This is a genomic window from Streptomyces pathocidini (assembly GCF_001418495.1).
Taxonomy (GTDB): Bacteria; Actinomycetota; Actinomycetes; order Streptomycetales; family Streptomycetaceae; genus Streptomyces; species Streptomyces pathocidini.
In genome coordinates, this window is sequence record NZ_LIQY01000598.1 from 322 (window position 1) to 2,956 (window position 2,635).

3 protein-coding genes are annotated in these 2,635 nt (G+C 70.8%); 2 read left to right on the forward strand and 1 reads right to left on the reverse strand.

Going from position 1 to position 2,635, the window contains the following annotated elements; genetic code table 11:
• Together AOK16_RS28770 and AOK16_RS23290 are read left to right on the forward strand one after the other, a co-directional pair.
• The coding region (locus AOK16_RS28770) for an AMP-binding enzyme (protein ID WP_420865397.1) at positions 1-237 on the forward strand (237 nt) is incomplete at its 5' end.
• A gap of 29 nt (positions 238-266) precedes the next feature.
• Entirely contained in the window at positions 267-1,265 is a 999-nt protein-coding gene (locus AOK16_RS23290; RefSeq protein WP_055474108.1) for a PaaX family transcriptional regulator, read from the forward strand.
• A 72-nt stretch (positions 1,266-1,337) separates the two neighbouring features.
• Here AOK16_RS23290 and AOK16_RS23295 read toward each other — a convergent pair whose 3' ends face one another.
• Positions 1,338-2,357: a DUF4331 family protein gene (locus AOK16_RS23295; RefSeq protein ID WP_055474109.1), complete on the reverse strand. Its 1,020-nt coding sequence runs from the start codon at positions 2,355-2,357 to the stop codon at positions 1,338-1,340.
• Between the last annotated feature and the right edge of the window lie 278 nt (positions 2,358-2,635).

Here is a 2,635-nt window from a genome sequence, read left to right on the forward strand (position 1 = left end):
GACGAGCGCCGGGGCGAGGTCGTGGTGGCGTACGCGGTGCTGCGCGCGGGCGTGCGCCGGAACGCGCAGGAGGCGGCGGCGCTGCGGGAGTTCGTGAAGGGGGAGATCGCGCCGTACAAATGCCCGCGCGAGATCGTCTTCGTGGACGGGCTGCCGCGGACGCCTACGGGGAAGGTGCAGCGGTTCCGGCTGCGGGAGTTGGAGGGTGGCGGGCCCTTCCCTTCCGGAAAGACATGAGCAATGTTCAAAAAAATCCGCTGACTTGGATGTTGAAGGGGCAACGGAAGTGCTCCGCGATCTACAGTGATCATGTGGCAGAGCAGCACACTCCGCGATCCCTGATCGTCACGTTCTACGGCGCCTACGGGCGCGGGGGCGCGCCGAGGGGTGGTGGAGGCGTGGGGTCCGGGCGCGGTGGTGAGCCGGGCGGATCGGGTGAGCCGGGCGGATCAGGCGGTCCGCCTGGCCGTGCGCTCGGTGTCGGGCCCGGTGGTGAGTCGGCCGCGGTGCCGATTGCGGCGCTGATCCGGCTGCTGGGGGCCGTGGACGTGGACCCGCCGTCCGTGCGCTCCGCCGTCTCGCGGCTCAAGCGCCGTGGGCTGCTGGCCTCCGCGCGCACCGCGAGCGGCGCTGCCGGGTACGCACTCTCCGACGCCGCGCGGCAGTTGCTCGACGACGGGGACCGGCGCATCTACGACCCGCCGGCCGTGCGGCTGGACGACGGGTGGGTGCTGGCCGTGTTCTCCGTGCCGGAGCAGGAGCGGCACAAGCGCCATCTGCTGCGCTCGCGGCTGGCGCGGCTCGGTTTCGGCACGGCCGCGCCCGGGGTGTGGATCGCGCCCGCGCATCTGCTGGAGGAGTCGCGGCACACTCTGGAGCGGCTCGAACTCGCCGACTACGTGGACCTGTTCACGGGTACGCACGCCGGGTTCGAGGCGACGGGACGGTCGGTCGCGCGGTGGTGGGACCTGGACGGGATCGCGAAGCTGCACCGGGAGTTCCTGGAGACGCACGAGCCGATGCTGCGGCGGTGGTCGAGGCGGCGGGCGGCGTCCCGCACGGACCCGGCCGAGGCCTACCGCGACCACCTCCTGATGCTGGACTCCTGGCGCCACATCCCGTACGCGGACCCGGGCCTCCCGGCGGCCCTCCTGCCGGAGGACTGGCCGGGGGGCCGCAGCGCGAAGGTCTTCGGCGAGTTGCGCGGGCGATTGCGGGAAATGGGGGCGGAGTTCACGGCGGGCGTGCTGACCGGCGGGAACTAGCGCCCCCCATGGGTACGGCACCGCGCCGTGGGGTACGGCACCGGAGCCCCCGGGTGTGTTCCGCCAGGGCCCTTATGAGGTGGTCGCCGGGTGAGGGTTGCCGAGGTAGGGGAAGCGGTCCAGGGTGTCGGTGTGCGGCGTCAGACCGGTGGGCGGCGCCTCGTTCTTGGTGAGGAACGCGACGCGGATGTCGATGACGTCCTCCGTGAACGTCCGGCCGTTGGGGTACGCGGCGGGCTTGGCGGGGTCGAAGTGCAGCACGTCCGGCAGGATGCGGTGCTCGTCGAGCGCGGCGATCGCCTCCTCGGGCGTGTAGCCGCCCGTGTGGCCCAGCAGGTGGACGAACTGGTCCGTCCACCTGGTCCGGTCGTTGACCGGCTCGCTGGCGTTGTACTCCTCCTTCGTCTCGTCGGTGTTGAAGAAGCTGCTCACCGACGGGTGTCCGGCCCGGTCCGCGTGGATGAGTTCGCCGTCGCGCCGGACGCTGCACCGACCCCAGATGTGCAACTCAGGCTTGGGTGCCAGCTCCACTGTCGGCAGTTCGATGGCCATGGAGAACACGTTGGCCGTGGTGTTGGAGTCGACGCCGGTCCACGGGGACCGCCCGTCCAGATGCGGCGCGGTGAAATTCCGGTTGCCGCTGGTGTCGAACAGGTTCTTGATGCCGTCGAAGTCGAAGAAGAAGGCGTCGCTGCGGCTGCCAGCGGCCACCTCGTAGTCCCCGCTCCTGACCACCTCGGCCTGAGGGCCGAAGGAGACGGCGGCGTCCGACACGATCTTGGTGCCGACCGCCTCCGAGCTGCGGGATTCGGTACCGGTTGCCATGAGGACGCTGTAGGTCTGGGTGCCGTCGGCCGCCGGCGGGCTGAAGACCCAGCTGAAGGCGATGTCTGTCAGGTAGTCGCCGTCGTTGTCGATGTTCAGTCGGTATACGGCGTCGGGGTGCAGGGCGTCAGCGTTGGGATTGGCGTTGAGGATGAGAACGGTCCTGCTCGGGTCGCCGGGGGCTGCGAAGGCGTAGAGGTCGCACAGGTCGAGGCGCTGGTCACCGAGCGGCGGCCCCAGGCTGAGGCCGGTGAAGTGATTGGACATATCGGGCTCTTCCTCTGTTCGCTCGCTGGAAACCGCCACGGCCGTTCCGCGGTTCGTGAAGTACCGGGCGGTGCGGCCACGCTAGCCCGGCGCGCCAGTCCGGCCGGCGATAGGGAAATTGCCGCTGCCAAACGCCCCTCGAATGGGTCACCGGCACAACCCGGCTGTGCGCAAAGCGGCGTCGCCGGGCGCGAGTCAGTTCAGGGTCAGGCGTGGTCTGGCCGCGTCCGCGCGGCCCGTCGGGGGGCGGCGGCTGCCCGCCCGGTAAGGGGGCGGCC